Source organism: Anaerobium acetethylicum, from assembly GCF_900096945.1.
Taxonomy (GTDB): domain Bacteria; phylum Bacillota; class Clostridia; order Lachnospirales; family Lachnospiraceae; genus Anaerobium; species Anaerobium acetethylicum.
Genome location: NZ_FMKA01000006.1, coordinates 136092 through 155081, shown reverse-complemented (window position 1 = coordinate 155081; position 18990 = coordinate 136092). Strand labels below are relative to the sequence as shown.

17 protein-coding genes and 2 pseudogenes are annotated in these 18990 nt (G+C 36.5%); 2 read left to right on the top strand and 17 right to left on the bottom strand.

Annotated features, from left to right (window positions below; translation table 11 throughout):
* Positions 1-2: 2 nt before the first annotated feature.
* From BJR36_RS07805 to BJR36_RS07755, 10 genes are all read right to left on the bottom strand, one after another.
* Entirely contained in the window at positions 3-1562 is a 1560-nt protein-coding gene (locus BJR36_RS07805; protein WP_091232368.1) for an IS1096 element passenger TnpR family protein, read from the bottom strand.
* A 359-nt stretch (positions 1563-1921) separates the two neighbouring features.
* A complete protein-coding gene (locus BJR36_RS07800) occupies positions 1922-2701 on the bottom strand; it encodes an ATP-binding protein (protein ID WP_091232365.1) in 780 nt (259 codons plus the stop codon).
* A 12-nt stretch (positions 2702-2713) separates the two neighbouring features.
* A complete protein-coding gene (gene istA / locus BJR36_RS07795) occupies positions 2714-4273 on the bottom strand; it encodes an IS21 family transposase (RefSeq protein WP_091232364.1) in 1560 nt (519 codons plus the stop codon).
* A gap of 90 nt (positions 4274-4363) precedes the next feature.
* Positions 4364-5230, bottom strand: a complete 867-nt coding sequence (locus BJR36_RS07790; RefSeq protein ID WP_139133527.1) for a DUF2326 domain-containing protein — start codon at positions 5228-5230, stop codon at positions 4364-4366.
* 82 nt (positions 5231-5312) lie between these two features.
* Positions 5313-5561, bottom strand: coding sequence for a hypothetical protein (locus tag BJR36_RS20695; RefSeq protein ID WP_139133526.1), 249 nt, complete (start codon positions 5559-5561; stop codon positions 5313-5315).
* The gene (gene pglX, locus BJR36_RS07780; RefSeq protein WP_242875498.1) at positions 5558-6919 is read right to left on the bottom strand and encodes a BREX-1 system adenine-specific DNA-methyltransferase PglX; all 1362 of its coding nucleotides are present in this window, start codon (positions 6917-6919) and stop codon (positions 5558-5560) included. Before pglX ends, BJR36_RS20695 begins: the two co-directional genes overlap by 4 nt.
* 203 nt (positions 6920-7122) lie before the next feature.
* Positions 7123-8340 carry a tyrosine-type recombinase/integrase gene (locus BJR36_RS07775; protein ID WP_001291561.1) on the bottom strand — a complete coding sequence of 406 codons (1218 nt, stop codon included), beginning with the start codon at positions 8338-8340 and terminating at the stop codon, positions 7123-7125.
* An 81-nt stretch (positions 8341-8421) separates the two neighbouring features.
* Positions 8422-8625: an excisionase gene (locus BJR36_RS07770; protein ID WP_000814511.1), complete on the bottom strand. Its 204-nt coding sequence runs from the start codon at positions 8623-8625 to the stop codon at positions 8422-8424.
* A 460-nt stretch (positions 8626-9085) separates the two neighbouring features.
* Positions 9086-9316: a helix-turn-helix domain-containing protein gene (locus BJR36_RS07760; protein ID WP_000857133.1), complete on the bottom strand. Its 231-nt coding sequence runs from the start codon at positions 9314-9316 to the stop codon at positions 9086-9088.
* Positions 9313-9735, bottom strand: coding sequence for a sigma-70 family RNA polymerase sigma factor (locus BJR36_RS07755; protein WP_000804885.1), 423 nt, complete (start codon positions 9733-9735; stop codon positions 9313-9315). Before BJR36_RS07755 ends, BJR36_RS07760 begins: the two co-directional genes overlap by 4 nt.
* Before the next feature lie 504 nt (positions 9736-10239).
* Between BJR36_RS07755 and BJR36_RS07750 the strand changes: the two genes are divergently transcribed.
* Positions 10240-10593, top strand: a complete 354-nt coding sequence (locus BJR36_RS07750; protein WP_001227347.1) for a helix-turn-helix transcriptional regulator — start codon at positions 10240-10242, stop codon at positions 10591-10593.
* Positions 10594-10652: 59 nt separating this feature from the next.
* On the opposite strand, the gene BJR36_RS07745 is transcribed toward BJR36_RS07750, so the two are convergent.
* The 3 genes from BJR36_RS07745 to BJR36_RS07735 form a co-directional block, all read right to left on the bottom strand.
* On the bottom strand, positions 10653-10841 hold the full coding sequence (locus BJR36_RS07745; protein WP_012962334.1) for a cysteine-rich KTR domain-containing protein: 189 nt from the start codon (positions 10839-10841) through the stop codon (positions 10653-10655).
* Between the two features lie 97 nt (positions 10842-10938).
* On the bottom strand, positions 10939-12858 hold the full coding sequence (tet(M), locus tag BJR36_RS07740) for a tetracycline resistance ribosomal protection protein Tet(M) (protein ID WP_026389858.1): 1920 nt from the start codon (positions 12856-12858) through the stop codon (positions 10939-10941).
* Positions 12859-12873: 15 nt separating this feature from the next.
* The gene (locus BJR36_RS07735) at positions 12874-12951 is read right to left on the bottom strand and encodes a tetracycline resistance determinant leader peptide (protein WP_078372222.1); all 78 of its coding nucleotides are present in this window, start codon (positions 12949-12951) and stop codon (positions 12874-12876) included.
* A gap of 720 nt (positions 12952-13671) precedes the next feature.
* Here BJR36_RS07735 and BJR36_RS07725 point away from each other — a divergent pair.
* A complete protein-coding gene (locus BJR36_RS07725; protein ID WP_091232359.1) occupies positions 13672-14979 on the top strand; it encodes an IS91 family transposase in 1308 nt (435 codons plus the stop codon).
* Between the two features lie 274 nt (positions 14980-15253).
* Here BJR36_RS07725 and BJR36_RS07720 read toward each other — a convergent pair.
* The 4 genes and pseudogenes from BJR36_RS07720 to BJR36_RS07705 all read right to left on the bottom strand — a co-directional run.
* Positions 15254-15592 (bottom strand): annotated as a pseudogene (locus BJR36_RS07720) (GTP-binding protein); the annotation flags it as partial.
* The gene (tetA(P), locus tag BJR36_RS07715) at positions 15576-16835 is read right to left on the bottom strand and encodes a tetracycline efflux MFS transporter TetA(P) (RefSeq protein ID WP_091232356.1); all 1260 of its coding nucleotides are present in this window, start codon (positions 16833-16835) and stop codon (positions 15576-15578) included. The pseudogene BJR36_RS07720 and the gene tetA(P), both read right to left, overlap by 17 nt.
* A gap of 35 nt (positions 16836-16870) precedes the next feature.
* A pseudogene (gene tet, locus BJR36_RS07710) lies at positions 16871-18643 on the bottom strand (TetM/TetW/TetO/TetS family tetracycline resistance ribosomal protection protein); the annotation flags it as partial.
* A 15-nt stretch (positions 18644-18658) separates the two neighbouring features.
* Positions 18659-18736, bottom strand: coding sequence for a tetracycline resistance determinant leader peptide (locus BJR36_RS07705; RefSeq protein WP_078372222.1), 78 nt, complete (start codon positions 18734-18736; stop codon positions 18659-18661).
* Positions 18737-18990 lie beyond the last annotated feature (254 nt).

Below are 18990 nucleotides of genomic sequence, written 5' to 3'. Positions count from 1 at the left end.
TTCTATAAAATATTTGGAGGATTTGTCTTTCTTCCAGTCCAACCCATACCTCTAGCCCATTCTTTCATAGATTCTTTTTCTTCTAAATCTTCTCCGTGAAGAACTTCAAGCATATTACAATATCCATAAATTCCACCAATATCATCGCATACTGGCAGTGCATCTGCATCCACGCATACTGGTCGGTGTTCTTCCATTGGTTCTATTGGGTTTCCAGATGCTTTATACTTCTCCTTTGTCTCATAACATGCCGTCGCAGTTATTTTTACATTCCAATCGTCACCATAATCGTACCAGTAACGGATTGCATTTAGAATAGGTGATGTGACTGGAGCAAGACATATCTCTTCCTTTTCTGAATTTTTCAGTATTAGTCTATTAGAAAAATCCCAAGAATCAAAGTTTTGTATCATTCCTGGCATAAGTAAAATGTCATAGATTGGAAGTCTTTCTATTAGTTCATCAAAGCCACCTTCAAAAGTAATGCTGTCTGCAAGCTCTGTAATTGTCACCTCTGTAATTGGCGCAATGCGTTTTATCATATTTGCTTTTGCGTCCTTATCTCCTGTTTTTTCAGTAAGCTCTCTGCATTCATCCATCCATTCTCCGAATGATTTTCTTATTTCTAAGGTAGGCTGCCACTCATATAACTCTTTTACATCCTTCTGACACCTATAGAAATATTCTCTAGTTCCTCCATAATAATATGGTCCGGTATATTTTTTCCTCATCCAGTTTTTCACACTAATCCCAGCTTTATAATCATCATCCCAATAAATATCTTCATAATCTTCACATGGAAAACGGAAATACATGCCTGCAAGTTTAGCCCAATCTGTAAGTTTCCCTGATTTAATCATCATATTATAATCATCTTCATATGGATGAAAACTGTGCAAATGACTATTCTGCCATCCGAAAGCTCTGTTTATTGCATAATGAAGTGCATGTAGAGTAATATCTCCCGGAACAATGATATCTCTTGATATATTGTTCGTCATTTTTCCATATTGTACAAGTATGCCTAATTCATTTGTTCCCAATGCCTTGTCTTCCATGTCCAATTCTAAATGAAGTCTTATGGCATAAGGGATAGGACGATCTTCTGCCAACTGTCTGGTACGTTCCTTTAATATATCTAATTTATCCATTCGATTATTCTCCATTTCTTTATCTGGATTCATATGTTGATTAGTATTTTGATTAAGCTTCTTTATTTGTGAACTTTCAGCTACATGCATTCGTTCACGATACACTTCACTTCGCACAGCTTCATCACTTCGATTGTCTCCGCCATATTGTCCTCTGCTATATGGAAGATACGATTGAACATTCTTTTCAGATATAAAAAGCTGTTTTGCAATCTCAGCAACAGATAATCCCCTTGCATATAGAGAACCTATCTGAACACTTGTATTGCTGTTCCATAAACCTTCAGTAATAAGGACACGACGTACCTTGATAGGATATGTGCCTAACTTCTTTGCTGTTTCTTTTACAGAAGAAGTTTCTTGATATAATTGAATAATCTTATGATATAGATTGTCATTTATCTCTTCCATGTGCAACGTCCTTTCATTAATATTGAGTAAATTATATATTTTATAACTTTTCGTGTCAACCTTACCTTTTCAAATTAAAAACAGAGGGAACTTTACTTAAGCATTACTATATTAAGAAGTTCCCACTTTTTTACTCTATCTCATAATCTTTGCCATCATCGGCATCTCGTGTTGAATAATTGAGGCACATTTACAACTTTCCATATAAATCATTAATACTTACAGCCAAAGAAACGGTGCTCATCTCCATGCTCTCTATCAAATTCAGCTACAATTGCATATTCCGCGAAATCTGCGCATCCGTTCCAAAGGAACGGAGCGCTATTCCGCTTGAAACTGAGCGGAGCTCAGCTGATTGATTAGTTACTGTTGTTTACACGTCTGTCACGACCTGGAAAATCAAGTCGATATGCCTTTGATGTCATCCTGCTTAGGCAGGCATCTGCATATGTATTTTCACCGAAGAGCATGTACCAATTCGCTACAGGTATTTGCGAAATAATTACTGTTGATTTTCTACAATCTCTTGATTCAATAATCTCAAAGAGATCACGACATTTAGACATATCAAGATCCATAAGTCCAAAGTCATCGATTACTAGTAGGTCATATGCTGCCATCTTATTGGAATACTCATAATAAGCGCTTTCCAAACGAGCATGCTCAGCTTCCTGCAGAAGATAATTCGCACGGATATATTTCACAGTCCGCATTTGATGCAATGCAGTAATGCATAAGGCACAGGCAAGATATGTTTTACCAGCACCGGCTCCGCCAGTCATCAATAGATTATTTGGTTCATCAATCCAATTACAATCAGCTAGAAGTTCAATAACACGCGTGTTAAGCTGTCTCTCTGGTTCGTATAACGATTGATCCAGATCTGCTGAAGGATATTTCAGTGTTGCTTGTTTTAATAATCGGTTGAACTTCTTATTTTCACGCTGTGACCATTCAAAGTTTACGATATCCGAGAACCTTGTTTCAAATGATTCAAGACCAGTGTTTGGATTCAGCAGTTGGTTTTCAAGTTCCTCAGCCATACCGGACATACGAAGCTTGTATAGTTTATCCAGTAGCAGATTTTGATCTTTAGTGAGTTTATCATTGTAACTGTATTCTTTTAGTCTATATGCCATTATTTTTCACCTTTACTTGTAGTAGTCCTTTCCTCGTATGTTTTCATGTGTAGGAAGTGTTCCGGAGGATTTCTCCGGAAGCTCTTTTGCATCCATCTTTTTCAAGATCTGCTTAAAGGTATAATACCTACATGAATTCATTTCAATACACTTTCTTGCGGCTTCTTCTGCAATGCCCTGTGGCAAGGATTTTAGACGATGTAAAATACCAGCACATGCATTGTAAGCCTGTTCTTCGTGCTTGGAAGATTTGAGGACTCGTTCTATCAACTCTGACATAGATGGACCGATTGCTGATGCCCAGCGGCGGTAATAATTCCCGTCTTTAGAGTTAACTTCTTTATAGTAAAGGTGCTCTGGACGCATATGTTCGTCCGCTGTAATGTACAGCGGAAACTCACGATAAGTTCGTTTATGAGTACAGATTAATCGATTGTATTGATCGCAGATTCTGATTTCCGATGGTCTTGCTTTCAGAATTGCGGGCTTTCCACAATAAGAGTACAATACGGAGTAGTAGTGGCCGTCATACTCGATGTGGTAATTATTAGGAACTTTTGCAACAGCTTTATAGTCACAAGTTGTGTAGCATCCGCCTGGCAGTGGTTTCATACACGGTTTGTCATATTTCTCGAAGGCATCTTGTCTGGTAAGAAAAGCTTGTTTTTGAAAAGGTCTTACATTGAGGGCTGCTACTATTTTTTTAATTGTAGCATTCAATTCATCATACGATGTATAGATGTTTTCTTTTAACTTTTCTACCAGATGCGTTTCAAGGTACCGTACATGATTTTCAACTGTAGGTTTCCCTTTGGGTTTTCTTGCAGGCGGTGGAAGTATAATCGTTCCATAAAAATCTTCCAAATCTGAAAAACTGGATTGTAGAATTAACTCATCCTTGGTGTGCTTTGTTACAGCAGTCCGGAGATTATCTGGAACAAAATATTTTGTAACACCACCATAGAAAGATACGGCATGTGTACAGCCTTCAATGAATGAAGGAAGCTTTTCATTAGGAAATGCTTCGGCATACATAAGGCTACTTACACCAAGTGTAGTTAAAAACAAATGGACTTTTTGAATCTCACCTGTTTCTACATCGGTAATAAGTTCAGGTTGGTCGCCAACCCAGTCAATATACATCTTTTCACCGGGCCTGCGATTCACAGGCATAGAAGCGTGTTCACCACTATAATTCGCATCTATAAATTTGTTGTAATACTCATAAAACTGTGACTTTTCGTATCCGTCTGGATTCTTTTCCTTGTAATCCAACCAACAGAAAGAGATATTCACTTTACTGCTTGGGGAATGAATACGGTCATAATAATACTGACAATCCGGTAAAGGAATATCCTTTCGCTGCAGATTCGTCTGCGGATAGAATAAGGACTCAACCTCTTTTGGTGGCATCATCCGCAGATCTTCAATAGAAAACCCACCGGATTCATAGCGGCTCATAATCAGTGCTACTGTACCTGAGCCAATCTTGTAACGATCCATTACGGATCTTGTTGGGCACTTATTCAGACGCATCTGAATGGTGCCAATGATAGTGTTGTAGTCTTGCATAAATAAGTCTCCTTTCGCAATTAATTATTAACTACGAAATGACTATAACACTTTGTTATATTTATTGTTCAGACTGAACCGGAAACATGTTCAGAAACAATCGGAATCAATGTTCAGCTGATAGCGGAATACGCGTTCAGTTGAAGCGGAATTTGCAGCTACAATCATCTTCTTCTTTCGAAAATCTTCTAAATCCGTTTCTTCCACTTCGGACTTATTTATTGTGATAAAATACTGCCCCTTCTCAGCGTCTTTCAAATAGTTATCTACATAATTAACAACTTTAGCCTTTGCCCCTGGATTAGGCTTACAATAAGAACCATCGTGAATTAACAAATCACACCCTGTATTATTATCAATTCGATTAAGAAACAGGGCTAGGTCAAACATGTTTATTTTCATATATAAACGACCATGTGAATTCTCATCAGCAATTTGGCAGCAAATTTTTATACGTCCAGTACTTGATCTCTTCTTTACGTCATTCTCGTAGCTGTAATTTAGAACTCCATCTTCACCATATGCAGCTTGAACAAGGTTTTGGAAATGCGTTTCAATATTTTCAATATTTTCACTATACTGATTATATTCGGCTTCATACTCAATAGTCTTTTCAAGAATTTCTTTACCTTTTTCATTTGATTGTTTGGTCAAATCATTAATTTCATTATATTTTTCAATTTTCATTTTCACATCAGCTAATCTCAAATATTCTATATTAAGTTGTTCGTTAATATTATGTATATCGTCAACAATCTGAGTATTCTGGAAGATCCTTGTACTAAGTGTTATTATTTCTTTAATTTCTTGTTTTTGCATCTGTAAATGCTCTGCTTCTTTCTCTAGTTCTTTGATACGTTCCTTAAAATAATCCCCTCTATTTTCAAGCATAAAGCCAAAAAAGCTTTCCATCTGTTCATAATTTTGCGATAAATCTTCCGGAAAATAATTAAGCAATGCTTTTTTATGATGATAGATTTCGTATCAAGCAATAATGCAATTCTTGATAATACAACTTTCTTTTCCATTTCATCACCCCCTATATCTTCCCAAGAATATCAAGTTTCTTTCCGTCCTGTCCCGTCTGTACTTTCTCATAGTTTACTTTTACACCATCATCTAAATCAATGTCAATCCGGCTAAGTGCGAGATGGGCTATTTTTTCATCATATTCTTTTGTTTCTTTTAATTGCTTAACTAGCTTTTCTTTTCTCTTCTCTGCTTGAGCAACTTCTTTAGAATTAGATGAATTATCAACCATTTCCTGCATTCGTTCTATTTCATTCATATAAATTTTTTGCATTTTATGCAAATAATCAACACAACAATTCCTGTTGTATCCTCAGTATAGCGGTGCATATAAACAAGCGCCTTAAAACCATCATTTTTACCACTATCATAAAGCCAATAAATCGGACGCTTTTGATATGTTTTCAAATGATCCTTGTAGAAGTCCTTCAGAAAGTAATTTCGGATAATTTCTCTTGAGGTATTTCCTTTATTGCCAAGAGCACTTGCAATAAAAGCAAGATTATCTTCCAAGGTTTCTTTTCCATAGACCATCTTTACAAATTCAACAAATAATCCCAGTATGTCATCCTCAAAGTACTCTTCGTCAGAAATAGGAATAACATTATCTTTATCTGGAACAAAATCACCATATTTGCCATCGTCCCATTCACCTCCTGCATATATGAGTCCTTCAACATTAAGTGAATATCGCCCAAACATACAACCTACTGCATAAGATATAAAACTCTTTATATCCTTTTGTAAGTCAGCTTGATAAATTGTTATATCTTTATCTTCTACTTCTGGACCTAATTCGTTCTGCAAGCCATAAATATCAATAAATATACGATTTATTTCTTCTTCGTTTTTTTTGAGTTGACAAAAGCGTTTTTCACATTCTCTTTTCCACTTTTCAAATGCATTTTTTAAATTTGATGAATCTATAAATGGGTGTTTTGTAAATTCCCAGGATGATTCGAAAGCATTCCAATCCATTTTAGAAATCACTTCACTATTAGCAACTAAATCAATTGTGTCAGAAATATATTTCTCTGATAATATGATCGGAAGCTTGGATATATCTCCTTGATTATAATTCAACCCTTCGTTAAAAAAACCTAAGTATTTTTGTGCAAGCTTAGAATTTAAGAACCCAACTATATAATATAAAACTGCTCTTTCTGCAAAAATAGCCATTCCAGCATTCGAAAACAAAAAACCTTTTGGAAATAATCTGACAGAAAATGAACTACTTGATATTGCAGACCAAGTAGCACCATTTCTAAAATAGTAATCTCTATTTTGTGGCCTGGCTCCCTTTTTTCCAGCCTTATTAATATGGTTAATCACGTAAATCCCATCATCCTTCCAGTTAACTACCTCGTCATTGTTCCCGTACCATTTTCTAAATTCTCCACCATTATTATATGGAAACCATACACTTTTTTCTTTCATAATCACATTATTTAAACATAAGTTTTCAGTTGAACATTCAAACCATTTTCTTACAAATAAATCTACATCACCTGTTTGTAATCCAACTTTAGGGCTACACATGTCAGCTAGAGATTTACCATCTTGAAATGAATTTACAGCAGCTTTGCTTGCCCAAAAGGAAAGTGGACTTCCTGTAATAAAACAAAATTCTTCTATATTTTTTAGATAAACAAAGTATAAATTTCTAATTATCTTTTTATATTTTCTTAAATGCTCGTAAAGCCTTATTCTATGTGCTTTCGAGTATTTTTACTGTAGGAAGATACTTCACGTTTCTTTGCATATTTCCTCATGTCTTAGCTGTCAGAAGTGGTAAATAAGTAGTAAATTCATTTGTACTACTAAGCAACAAGACGCTCCTGTTGCTTCTCTTTATTCAAGCGTTTCATTTCTGCCATTGCAGAATCGAATGTTGCATGTGCGTAATAGTTCAGCGTCATGGCTATATTAGCATGTCCCATAATGTACTGTAATGCCTTTGGATTCATTCCTGCATTTGCATAGTTGGTACAGAATGTATGTCGCAAACTATGTGGAGTGATGTGTGGCAATTTATCCTCGTTATACTTATTGTATTTCTTAACAAGACCTTTCATCATGCCGTTGTAATCACTTGCCACTTTTGGATAGTTCTTTCTATTAAGAAAGAGGAAATCACTATATCCATCAATCTCAACACGCTTATCATTCTTTCGATTCGCTAACACTCGCTTAAATGCTTGATAGGCTTCTTCAACCATAGGAACTTGACGTTCGCCACTTTTGGTCTTTGGTGTTTCAATGTAGTACCCAATTTCAGTATCTCTCAATAGCTGATGGTCTATATTGACAAGACGATTCTCAAAATCTAAATCTGGAAGTGTCAAACCACCAAACTCTGAAATACGAAGACCTGTTTTTAAGAGTATCAGAATTTCATCATAATTTTTGCTGTAGGTTTTATCAGCTTTTGCAAAGGCTAACAGTTTTTCTTCCTGTTCTTCTGTTAGTACGGTCTTAGGGACAGTATCATCATCAAGAACTGCTTTCAGTTGAAAGTCAAATGGATTCTTCCGAACACAATCATCTTGTATAGCAATATAGAATGAAGCCTTTAAAGAACGTTTGTAGTTATTGATGGTTTGATAAGCATAACCATTTTCACTCATTCTAATAGCCCATTCTTTAGCGTCTGATGGCTTAATACTGTCAATACTTCTTACACCTAACTTGTCTTTCTTCAAAATATCCATAAGATATTTGCGTCCAGTTTCAGTGTTTTTTCTAACCTTTGGTCTTTGAGCGTTCTGTTTTGCGTAAAGCTGGCAGAGTGTCATTTTCTTTCCTACAACATCAATACCATCATGAATGTCTTTCTGTAACTCTGCGATTTTCTCTCTAAGTGAGATACAATCACGCTTTCCTGCTGGTACTCGGTCTGTAGCCACAAGTTTCCACGAGTAAACAAATTGCGGTTCTCCAAATGAATCTATATATTTGTATAAGTATCTTCCGTCTTTTCGTTGGCTCTCTCCAGTCTTTAAGATTCGACCTTTATTGTCACGTCTTTTTTCTGACATGGCATTTGCTCCTTTCCTTTATGGAAAGAGCCTTGATACGACTTAATACTATTTTATCATATACAAGACCCTTTGGCGACGCTAGATTGCGTCCAATGTATCTATAATTTTTTCAAATTGTTTTCGTTTAATCTGAATACGATTGCCATTCATAATCAGCCAATTTGCATTTTTATTTTCCTCTGCCAAGCGTCGTAGCTTGTTTTCGCCAATACGAAAATATTTTGACGCTTCTTCAATGGTTAGGGTATAACGTTCCCAAATAGGAATGTCAGTCTGCTTCATAAAATCCTCCTTTCCAAATCACTTATTTGGATTTCATAAAAGTTGTTTTACCAGCAATCGAACAGCTTTAGCAAAGCTCACGGGAGTTCCACCCCTGCATGGTTCTCATGTAGCCATACTCATTGCCTGCGACGGTTTTATCACGCTCGGACTATTGACTGTATGGGAGTATCATTATCACGATAAGAATGTCGTTGCAGGCAATCCTGCTAAAGATTGCTTCTCGGATCACTAACATGAATCGCTCGCTATCTTTATAAGATAGGTCATGGCGGTTAGTTCCGTTGGCTCTTTTCTTATCGAAACGTATTCGATTACTTTTATTCAGTTTTCAAAGAACAATGGCTCGTTAGCCTATCAAAACACATTGAAAGCTCAATATGCTTTGGTGGAATAACAAACCTCCCTGTTCGGGAAGCGTGGAATGGTTTAGCACGCTTCCACGAAAGGAGAGAGGATATTACTTAATTTCAAATGACAAAATCTTTGTAATCAGTCTGGTTTCCATTCTTCCACGTAAGACTTCATCAACGACCATACTTTGATTGCCATATTCATCTTTCATAAGTCGTAGGGAACGCTTCGTTATGTACCCTCTGTAATGATGTAGAATCTGGTTAATCGCTTCGGTATCGCCATCTGTTGCCTTTACAATGAGAGGAAAGGGAATCATAGGATATTGTGTTTTCATTCTTCAAATTCCTCCATAAACTTTTTAATTAAGGCTAGTCCACTGGTTCTATGCCGATAGACAGTAGAACGGTTCAATTTCAACAGGTCTGCAATTTCTGAATCGCTCATGTCCATAAAGTAAAACAGCAGTAGAATTTCACGTTTCTTGTCTGGCAACTCACGTAATGCTTCACTCAACAAATCATTTTCAACGCCTACTGATAACCCATTGAGTGTAAAAATCTGAAAGTCAGTTGAATAGTTATCTGTTGTCGCAAACTGGCTAACAAGATAATCGCCAACATCCGAAAAGGACACCTCACGCTTTGCAATCCTTGAAAGATAAAGCATATAATTCTTTCGCTCGTCTTCCATAGCACGTTTACAGATATAGTCAAACTGATTTTCTATTGTGGTCTGAAAAGAAGATGGTTTCATGTTTCTCACCCCCTTTCTGTCTAGGAAAGGAAGTGAGCCTTGCTCGTTTATCTCCTTTCACTCTTAGTCCCAATGTGAAAGGGGGATTTGTTGCATTACTGATAAATAAACTTTGTAAAAAAGTTCTGAATAGCCAAAAAAGCATATAAACAGATTTATTTCTCTGTTTACATGCTTCTGTTATTCTATCTATATGATTTATAAAACCACATTGGTGGACGTACTTATCTATTGCAGATAGACGACTTTTTTTGACAAGAACCCAATGTAAGGAAATTTATTGTATATGATGTACTTCATGGCGACGTTGACCTCCAACAAACCGCCATTTGGAAGTAATATACAATATTTTAACAGCGTAAATAGCACTACCATATAACGGTTTTTTTTATTGGCGTTTAGTAGTGCTTTTTATTAAATATAAACCTATAAACCATATAACACGTTTTTCTATACCTGTTTTTAATTCAGTAGGAACAATAAAATGTATAGAGGTGGTCTACTATGCGTAAAAAAGAAGATAAATATGATTTTAGAGCCTTTGGTTTAGCCATTAAAGAAGCTCGATTGAAACGAGGTTTAACTCGTGAACAAGTGGGAGCATTGATTGAAATTGACCCACGGTACTTAACTAATATTGAAAATAAAGGGCAACACCCCAGCATACAAGTTCTTTATGACCTTGTATCGTTACTTCATGTTTCCGTTGATGAATTTTTCTTACCTGCTAATAACTTGGTAAAAAGCACCCGACGATTACAGATAGAGAAATACATGGATAGCTTTACAGACAAAGAACTATCCTTAATGGAATCTTTAGCCAGCGGTATCAACGAAGCAAGAAACATCGAAGACTAATTAAAAGAATCCATACATAACGGAAAGAGCCGATAAAATGAGATTGTATTAATCTCATTTTATCGGCTCTGCGTCTTTGCGTCTGGCTCTGTAATCACAGTTACTTTGAACTGCTTTATTTCAATTAAATTTTCTTGTCTGCATTTCGGACAATAGAGGGGGAATTTTTTTAATTCAGTATCTTCCCTTATCTTTAATCGTGTTTTATTTCCACATACAGGACACAATATCCACTTGTAGTTTATAATAACTATCTCCTCCTTTACACTTTAATTCAAATCTTTATTAAAAAATATTTCATCTTATTTAACAAGAAACCATATTTATATAACAACATAAAATACACTAAGTTATTTTATTGAACATATATCGTACTTTATCTATCCGACTATTTGGACGACGGGGCTGGCAAACAGGTTCACCGGTAGTAACATGGTACCCTTTTAACTCTGTTAAACAAACACTACGTCCATTTGTAAAGAAAGTTAAATCACTACGATATTCTTGAATACACCGAGCAGGGATTTCTCCACTAAGAATGACCTCATTATTTTTCAATTGAGTGTCTACGATGTTCGCACAATATTTAGGAGCATCGTTGTATGCTCGTGAAAGATATTCCTGTGGCGCATAAATTTTAAAACTAAGATATGGCTCTAACAATTCTGTTCCAGCTTTTTTTAAGACTTGTTCCAATACAATAGGAGCAAGCATCCGAAAATCTGCTGGGGTACTAACAGGGCTATAGTATAAGCCATACTTAAAACAGATTTTACAGTCCGTCACATTCCAACCATACAATCCTTGTTCACAGCCATAGCGTATCCCCTCCATAACTGCATTTTGAAACGATTGATTTAAGTATCCAAGAGAAACCGAGCTCTCATACTGTACTCCGCTCCCTAATGGAAGCTGTGCTACAGATAGACCAATGGAAGCCCAGAAAGGATTCGGTGGAACTTCGATGTGAATGGTATACTCTGCTTTTTTTAACGGTCTTTCCATATAAATGACTGTAGGCTCTTTTATTTCTATCTCCACATGATACTTTTCTTGCAGCAGAGCACAAGTCACTTCCATTTGTACTTTCCCTAAGAAAGAAAGTATGATTTCATGTGTCGCAGAATCCACATAATATCGCAGAAGCGGGTCACTGTCGGAGATTTCTAAAAGTGCATCAAGTAACATTTCCCTTTGTTGAGGTTTGCTCGGTTCAACAGTCGTTTGCAGCAGAGGGAGGGGATTTTCAATTCTCTCTCTCTGTGGCAATAGCTTTGTATCTCCAAGAACACTATTTAACTTCAAAAACTCATTCTGCAAAATAACAATTTCCCCGGAATAAGCCTTATCGATTTTACATAATTCACCATTTATTGAAGTATACATTTCTGTAATTTTTATTTTTTCCTTTTCCGATATTCTAACCGAATCTCGCAAATGCAGTACGCCACTATAAAGACGTATATATGCAAGACGCTGTCTTTTTTCCGAATACTCAATTTTGAAAACTTTTCCGCAAAGTTCAGACTGACCTCGATGTGTTGATGAATAAAATTTATTCGTAATCACTTCTATAAGGTTATCAATCCCTATATTGTTTTTTGCACTTCCGTGATAAACAGGGAACAGGGAACAATTATGAAATCTTATGCTTTCCTCTTGTTCGAGTTCTAATGCTTCCAATAATTTCCCAGACGTATATTTCTCCAAAAGGTAATCATTTCCTTCTATTACCATATCCCATTGTTCAGATTCGGTAAAGTTCATTACACGCATATTAGGATGCAGTTCTACCTTCTGTTTGATTACAATTTCCGCAGAAAGTTTCTCTTTAATATCCTGATAAACCGTTGATAAATCAATTCCATTTTGGTCAATCTTATTGATAAAAAAGATTGTGGGAATACCTATTTTCCTAAGTGCATGAAACAATATACGAGTTTGTGCTTGTACGCCATCTTTTGCAGAAATCAGTAGAATTGCCCCATCTAATACTGATAATGAACGATATACTTCTGCTAAAAAATCCATATGTCCTGGCGTGTCTATGATGTTCATCTTAGTATTTTTCCACTGAAAAGAGGTTATCGCCGTCTGAATTGTAATTCCTCTCTGACGTTCTAAAAGCGTATTATCCGTTTTCGTTGTACCTCTGTCCACGCTTCCTAATTCTGTAATCGCTCCACTGTTATATAATAAGCTTTCTGTTAAGGTAGTTTTTCCCGCATCAACATGAGCTAAAACTCCAATATTAATAATTTTCATGTGATTTTCCTCCATTCAAAAGCCCAAAAGGGCATAAAAATCCCAGTGATAAATACTCTTATCACTGGGATTTTTATGCATAACCATAGGCATACAAAGCATACAGATATTCTCCGGATACTTTAGAATCACATGATAAAGGTATTCTTAAACTGGGTACAAAAAACTAAGCCCTCCTAAAAAAGGACATCCAATTATTTGTTCCCACTATCAAATTGACAGTTTATTTAAGAATACCTTGCCGCATATTTATTAACTCCTTTTAAATAGATACTTAAATAATAGCACGTAAGAGCATATTTGTAAAGGAATCTCCAATTTTTTCATATATTATATGATTAATTTTATAATAAATTTTTTCATAGGATCTTATCATAAGATATGAGAAAATATAAAACCAATCTATAAGTTTAATTTTTTTTACAGTTTTTTTACAAAGTCTTCAAAAACCTCTTCAGGTGTTTTGAATCCTAAACACTTCATTGGTCGAGTGTTAATCTTCTTGACCACCTTATCAAGTTGTTTTTGAGTAATCAAGGACCAGTCTGTTTTTTTAGGAAAGTATCTGCGTATCATACCTATCCGATTTTCAATACTTCCTTTTTCCCAACTATGGTATGGATTACAGAAATACGCTTTTTTTATTATTCTTTTTGCTCCGCGAAGCGGAGTCCAGCTAGCATTCGGTTGAGCTGCGAACGGGCTTGTCCCGTGAGTCCGCTCGAACCGGTTGTTAGGTGGCGCCAGTCCACATTTTCCATTATTTTCTTCGCAATTGCAAGCAAATCATCGTTTTCCTGCGTATGTATAGGTATGGGAACTTACATTCCCCATCGGGAAGGGATAATCCAGACCATAGTCCGCAATTCTCTAACCCAGTACCAAGCCTACGCAAGTCCATCGCAAACTATCCTTGACCGCCTTGAGCATTTTGCTGAATGTGCCGATTGGACCAAGGGTGTTGCTCGAATACGTTGCCATGATTGTGGACATTCGTACTTCAGGCCATTTTCGTGCAAGGTTTTCCACCTTTGTCCCTCGTGCGACCAAAAACGAACCTTACTCTATGCTGAATACCTGGCCGAGGATTTGCTTCTTGATCTACCGCATCGACAATTTGTTTTTACGATTCCAAAAATTCTCCGTCCCTATTTTAAATCTGATAAGCACCTGTTTGGCGAAGTGTCCAGGCTAGCATTCTCCTTACTTTCTGATTTTTTCTCCCTGGCAGCCGGTCAAGAACTACTATGTGCCTGTGTTGTCAGCTACCAGTCGTTTGGTGAATTCGCTCGATTCCACCCGCACTGGCATGTTCTGGTTCTGGAAGGTGGTTTCACCAAGCACGACCGTTTTGTATATATGCCAATCGGGGCCGACGAAGGGATGCTCAAGGTCTGGCAAGCAGCGATTTTGGCTTTGTTTCTGCGCAAACAGTTGATCGATAAAGCTCGTGCAAACATGTTCAAGGACTGGAAGCATTCCGGCTTTAGTATCGAGAGCGATACCAGGTTATTCAGCAAGACCGATCGAGAAGCCTTGGGGCAATATGTTGTCCGAGGGGCTACCTGTGCAGAAAAAATCCAGTATGATCCAGTTTCTGACACTGTAATTTGGACAGCCAGCCCAAAGGGCTTCTACAAAGGAAAAACAGAGACCTTCAAAGGCTTTGAATTCGTCGACCAGCTTGTGGCCCATTTACCACCAAGGCGGGTTCAATTAGTCCGTCGTTATGGGGTATATGCCGGAAAAGTCCGTAAGCAGTGGCAAGAGCGCCCCAATATTTATAGCCTGGCTCCAGAAAGTTGGCAAAAAGGTCATCCAAGCGTGTCTAAAATTGTCCAAGCAAAAGCGCCAGAGAAGCCAGAGAATGAGGAAGCGATGCAAGTCCCTGATGCATGGTCTAAACTGCGTAAACAAAGTTGGGCAAGGTTGTTACAAAAAGTCTACGAGGTCGATCCGTTTATCTGCCCAAAATGCCAGGGGTCAATGTCGGTTGTGGCGATAATCGAGGATCCCAAGGAGCTTGCCAAGATTATTAACTGGGCAAAGCAGCAGGAACGGGAGCAGCCAGTGGCCGTCTGTGCTCGTTCACCTCCTGAGCTTGCTTTGGTGTCGGTATAATACCCAAGAACGAAGTTTATGCGGAACAGGATAACACCTCGAAATCGGAGTTTATATGGCTTCGTGGGGAAGTTATATGTGTTAGCTTTCTCGCATTGGCGCGTATCAGGGGTTGACGGCAGAAATAGACTGGAATTACACTTCTTGGAGTCGGCGTTGCCGGAAAATTCTGATTGGATTAGTTGTTCGGGGTGCGAAAACAGTCGTAGTTCGGGGAAAAAACCGAATTTTGACCCGAAACCGCAAAAAACCCGAAATGACAGTTCCTATCAGTTAATATTCTTGTTTGAGACTGAATCCCCTCTACTCCTGATATAACTATTATTGCACCATCTAAAACACTTAATGAGCGTTCAACTTCTGAAATAAAATCTACATGTCCTGGAGTATCAACAATATTTACTTTAACATCATTCCAAGTGAAAGATATGGTTGAAGATTTAATAGTAATTCCTCTCTTACGTTCAAGCTCCATTGAGTCTGTCTGTGTGTTACCTAAATCAACCCTTCCAACAGATTTTATAGCTCCACTATAATATAATAAATTCTCTGTTATCGTTGTTTTTCCAGCATCCACATGTGCAACGATTCCTATATTAATTATTTTCTTCATAATCGCCACCTCCAACTCTATTAGACGCCTTCTTATCCATTATCATAGAAACAATATATAGAACCAATACTGGTGTCACTAATAACGAAGTACATGCTATACCAATACTTACTGAAATATTCGTAGCTATAATTCCTATAATTGGCCCACCTAAAATTTGACCTAAGGCATTTATTTGTCCATTTATAGAAAGCACAGTAGCTCTAGCCTTATCATCTATATGTCCATTTAGCCATGCACTGAATATAGGTTTATTTATAGTTCTAAAGGTATTTGTTGCTAAATACGCTATTAACATTAAGCTAAAGTTTTTTGTGATAGCAAATATAAACATAAATAATATATAAAATATATTTATACCTATCAAAAGCTTTCCATTATTATTTTTATCATCATCAAGTCTATTTGACATAAAATTCATAACTATTGCACTTAACACCATTCCTGCAATTCCAAAAATCCCAAACCAAGTGACTGGGTTAAGATTCCAAAGCTTAGGAAGCACAGTATCTTGCAGAAAATGTGCATTAGAAAGTCTGTCATATCCTTCGCTCGACAATCCATAAAACAAAGTCACAGAAAGTAAAATCATAATTATAGATTTACTTTTTATAAACTTAAGACCAGACTTAAAAGTATATCCCATCTTCTTGAATGTATTTAAATCCTCTGGAGCAGATGGTTTAAAATTATTTTCTGGCATATATACCCCTAAAAATAATGCAAGAATTATAAATAAAACTCCACTAACTATAATAGGCAATCTTACAGAAAAATTAGCTATTACAGTGCTTAATACTATTCCAATAACTGATCCTATCTGTCCTACTTGTGCCCCCTTCATATAAATTTGATCCAAATCTTTACTCCTCTCTTCTTCTGCAATCCATGCTTCAAGAGATCCGCTGATGAAAGTAGAACCCACTCCCCATACTATCTGTGCTGCAAGTACGAAAATAAAACTAGAAATAGAGCCCTCTAAAATAAGTCCTAACCCTGTTAAAACTGCACCTATAACAATAGATAGTTTACGACTATATACATCCGCAACTATACCTGTAGGAATTTCAAATATGAAACATGCTGTCTCTAAAGTAGTTCCAACAAGTATAAGCTGAAGTGGATTTAAATGAACATTTTCAATGTGATACACTATCATAACTGTCGCTATCAACGAAAAACACATTGCAGTAATAGCTGAAAATAATAAATAAATTTTATATGCTGAAAGTTTATTAACCATTAATAATCACCATCCTAGTATTTCTTAAAAAATTTGTCTTTCTTTTCTTGAATACACCGAGCAGGGATTTCTCCACTAAGAATGACCTCATTATTTTTCAATTGAGTGTCTACGATGTTCGCACAATATTTAGGAGCATCGTTGTATGCTCGTGAAAGATATTCCTGTGGCGCATAAATTTTAAAACTAAGATATGGCTCTAACAATTCTGTTCCAGCTTTTTTTAAGACTTGTTCCAATACAATAGGAGCAAGCATCCGAAAATCTGCTGGGGTACTAACAGGGCTATAGTATAAGCCATACTTAAAACAGATTTTACAGTCCGTCACATTCCAACCATACAATCCTTGTTCACAGCCATAGCGTATCCCCTCCATAACTGCATTTTGAAACGATTGATTTAAGTATCCAAGAGAAACCGAGCTCTCATACTGTACTCCGCTCCCTAATGGAAGCTGTGCTACAGATAGACCAATGGAAGCCCAGAAAGGATTCGGTGGAACTTCGATGTGAATGGTATACTCTGCTTTTTTTAACGGTCTTTCCATATAAATGACTGTAGGCTCTTTTATTTCTATCTCCACATGATACTTTTCTTGCAGCAGAGCACAAGTCACTTCCATTTGTACTTTCCCTAAGAAAGAAAGTATGATTTCATGTGTCGCAGAATCCACATAATATCGCAGAAGCGGGTCACTGTCGGAGATTTCTAAAAGTGCATCAAGTAACATTTCCCTTTGTTGAGGTTTGCTCGGTTCAACAGTCGTTTGCAGCAGAGGGAGGGGATTTTCAATTCTCTCTCTCTGTGGCAATAGCTTTGTATCTCCAAGAACACTATTTAACTTCAAAAACTCATTCTGCAAAATAACAATTTCCCCGGAATAAGCCTTATCGATTTTACATAATTCACCATTTATTGAAGTATACATTTCTGTAATTTTTATTTTTTCCTTTTCCGATATTCTAACCGAATCTCGCAAATGCAGTACGCCACTATAAAGACGTATATATGCAAGACGCTGTCTTTTTTCCGAATACTCAATTTTGAAAACTTTTCCGCAAAGTTCAGACTGACCTCGATGTGTTGATGAATAAAATTTATTCGTAATCACTTCTATAAGGTTATCAATCCCTATATTGTTTTTTGCACTTCCGTGATAAACAGGGAACAGGGAACAATTATGAAATCTTATGCTTTCCTCTTGTTCGAGTTCTAATGCTTCCAATAATTTCCCAGACGTATATTTCTCCAAAAGGTAATCATTTCCTTCTATTACCATATCCCATTGTTCAGATTCGGTAAAGTTCATTACACGCATATTAGGATGCAGTTCTACCTTCTGTTTGATTACAATTTCCGCAGAAAGTTTCTCTTTAATATCCTGATAAACCGTTGATAAATCAATTCCATTTTGGTCAATCTTATTGATAAAAAAGATTGTGGGAATACCTATTTTCCTAAGTGCATGAAACAATATACGAGTTTGTGCTTGTACGCCATCTTTTGCAGAAATCAGTAGAATTGCCCCATCTAATACTGATAATGAACGATATACTTCTGCTAAAAAATCCATATGTCCTGGCGTGTCTATGATGTTCATCTTAGTATTTTTCCACTGAAAAGAGGTTATCGCCGTCTGAATTNTAATTCCTCTCTGACGTTCTAAAAGCGTATTATCCGTTTTCGTTGTACCTCTGTCCACGCTTCCTAATTCTGTAATCGCTCCACTGTTATATAATAAGCTTTCTGTTAAGGTAGTTTTTCCCGCATCAACATGAGCTAAAACTCCAATATTAATAATTTTCATGTGATTTTCCTCCATTCAAAAGCCCAAAAGGGCATAAAAATCCCAGTGATAAATACTCTTATCACTGGGATTTTTATGCATAACCATAGGCATACAAAGCATACAGATATTCTCCGGATACTTTAGAATCACATGATAAAGGTATTCTTAAACTGGGTACAAAAAACTAAGCCCTCCTAAAAAAGGACATCCAATTATTTGTTCCCACTATCAAATTGACAGTTTATTTAAGAATACCTTGCCGCATATTTATTAACTCCTTTTAAATAGATACTTAAATAATAGCACGTAAGAGCATATTTGTAAAGGAATCTCCAATTTTTTATCAAAGAGAGTACGTGATTACA

Coding starts and splice junctions, on each gene's coding strand:
- BJR36_RS07755 (WP_000804885.1), bottom strand. CDS start 9,735: ATGAAACCATCTTCTTTTCAGACCACAATAGAAAATCAGTTTGACTAT.
- istA (WP_091232364.1), bottom strand. CDS start 4,273: ATGCAAGACTACAACACTATCATTGGCACCATTCAGATGCGTCTGAAT.
- BJR36_RS07775 (WP_001291561.1), bottom strand. CDS start 8,340: ATGTCAGAAAAAAGACGTGACAATAAAGGTCGAATCTTAAAGACTGGA.
- BJR36_RS07725 (WP_091232359.1), top strand. CDS start 13,672: ATGGGAACTTACATTCCCCATCGGGAAGGGATAATCCAGACCATAGTC.
- BJR36_RS20695 (WP_139133526.1), bottom strand. CDS start 5,561: ATGAATGAAATAGAACGAATGCAGGAAATGGTTGATAATTCATCTAAT.
- BJR36_RS07800 (WP_091232365.1), bottom strand. CDS start 2,701: ATGGCATATAGACTAAAAGAATACAGTTACAATGATAAACTCACTAAA.
- BJR36_RS07735 (WP_078372222.1), bottom strand. CDS start 12,951: ATGCCTATGGTTATGCATAAAAATCCCAGTGATAAGAGTATTTATCAC.
- BJR36_RS07750 (WP_001227347.1), top strand. CDS start 10,240: ATGCGTAAAAAAGAAGATAAATATGATTTTAGAGCCTTTGGTTTAGCC.
- BJR36_RS07805 (WP_091232368.1), bottom strand. CDS start 1,562: ATGGAAGAGATAAATGACAATCTATATCATAAGATTATTCAATTATAT.
- BJR36_RS07760 (WP_000857133.1), bottom strand. CDS start 9,316: ATGAAAACACAATATCCTATGATTCCCTTTCCTCTCATTGTAAAGGCA.
- BJR36_RS07705 (WP_078372222.1), bottom strand. CDS start 18,736: ATGCCTATGGTTATGCATAAAAATCCCAGTGATAAGAGTATTTATCAC.
- BJR36_RS07770 (WP_000814511.1), bottom strand. CDS start 8,625: ATGAAGCAGACTGACATTCCTATTTGGGAACGTTATACCCTAACCATT.